At 32.7% G+C, this 1,775-nt stretch carries 2 protein-coding genes; both read left to right on the top strand.

The features are described 5' to 3' along the window. Positions 1-234 precede the first annotated feature (234 nt). On the top strand, positions 235-621 hold the full coding sequence (locus HHU12_RS33740) for a hypothetical protein (protein WP_169661120.1): 387 nt from the start codon (positions 235-237) through the stop codon (positions 619-621). A 21-nt stretch (positions 622-642) separates the two neighbouring features. Then, a complete protein-coding gene (locus HHU12_RS33735; RefSeq protein ID WP_169661119.1) occupies positions 643-1,554 on the top strand; it encodes a metallophosphoesterase in 912 nt (303 codons plus the stop codon). The last annotated feature ends 221 nt before the right edge of the window (positions 1,555-1,775 follow it).

The raw sequence follows: 1,775 nt of genomic DNA, 5'->3' as shown, positions 1-1,775 counted from the left end.
TGGTAAACAGTTGTTTCTTCAATTTTCAAAAGCTCATTTTTAGTTATACTTTAAAATGTCTCAATACTTAAATCAAAAATAAATCATAGTTAATTTTGAATTTGTACTTATAAAGAACTTTTTAAAAAGAAATTTATAGTGGTGTGTCAAATAATCTTATTCTTTCATTTAAATTGGAGTAAACTTTTGTAGAGACACAATGCTTTGTGACTCACGAACCGCAAACAATATAGTATGACTATTGTATTATTGACTCTCTTATTATTACCAATTCCTTCAGTAAATCAAAAGGTCATCGGTACTTATGTAATGATAGATCGTAAAGGACTTGAACAGCATTCTACTCTTACTCTCAAAAATAATTATGATTTTATTTACTCTTATGGAGTAGGAGGATGTCAAGGTGAAGTCAAGGGAAAATGGAGTATAAATGATAATCAACTTTTAGAATTCAAAAGTGAAATCGACTTCAATTCTTCATCATCATCAAACTTGACCCCATGTTATCCTGACCTAAATTCAGGTCATTGGAAGGTAACAAAAAGAGGTCTCGTTTTGCAAAAAGTAATGGATTGTGCTTGTTGGAAGGTGAAAGGGTTGCATCAAAAAGTAAACAAATAATCAATAATTAATCAAAAAAACATGCTAGACCTAATAGGAGACATCCACGGACATGCCGATGAACTCGAAAGCTTATTACAAAAACTCGGTTATAAAAAAGTATCAGGAGTATATGCACACCCTGAACGTAAAGTGTTATTTGTGGGTGATTATATAGACAGAGGGCCGAAAATCCGTGAGACTCTTCAGATTGTAAAAGGGATGACAGATTATGGTTATGCCATTGCATTGATGGGGAATCACGAATACAATGCCATCTGCTTTCACTTACAACAAAAAGAGGGTGGACATATCAGAAAACATTTGATTAAAAATATCATTCAGCACTACGAAACGTTGAAACAGTTTCAAAATCGTCAAGAAGAATATGAGGAATATATCGAATGGTTTATGACTTTACCGTTGTTTTATGAAGATAAAAATTTAAGAGCTGTTCATGCCTGCTGGAATGAAAAGAACATTACCTTTTTTAAAGATAAATTAAAGCAAAATTGCCTTACAACAGCTCTGATTGAAAGTGCCAATACATCTGATAAAGTATTGTATGATGCTATTGAGGAAACACTGAAAGGAAAAGAATTAAGGTTGCCAGATGGATTATCATTCAGTGATAAAGACGGTAATGTCCGTACGGATATTCGGTATAAATGGTGGGAAGATCCCTTAAAAATGACGTTTGAAACTATCAGTGTTCACCCCGTAGATAACTTGCCTTCTGTAGAAATTAAAGCTTCAGATGTGGAAGATCTTCAATACTATAAAGAGAAAGAACGCCCAGTATTTTTCGGCCATTATTGGTTGAAAAATCAACCCATGTTATTCAAATCTAATGTATGCTGTTTGGATTACAGTGTAGCAAAAGGAGGCTTGTTAGTGGCTTATCGATTTGATGGAGAACAGGAATTAGATCAGGAGAAATTTGTGGTAGTATAGCTATATCTTATTTCCAAAACCGCTTTAATTAAAAATCCTTCAGAAAGTCATCAAAAGAAACAAATTAGGATAGCTTCCCAAAAGCCCACAACTTCTCTTATGGTTAATCCAAATAAAATCCTTATTATTTAGTACAATTTTATAAAAATCCCTTCAATAAGTTTTTCCAAGCAAAACTAAACCTGAATTTCATCGGTAAAGGGTATATAAACTCCTTCATT

The sequence above is a fragment of the Flammeovirga aprica JL-4 genome (assembly GCF_012844305.1).
Classification (GTDB): Bacteria; Bacteroidota; Bacteroidia; order Cytophagales; family Flammeovirgaceae; genus Flammeovirga; species Flammeovirga aprica.
This window is presented reverse-complemented; position numbering and strand designations above follow the sequence as displayed.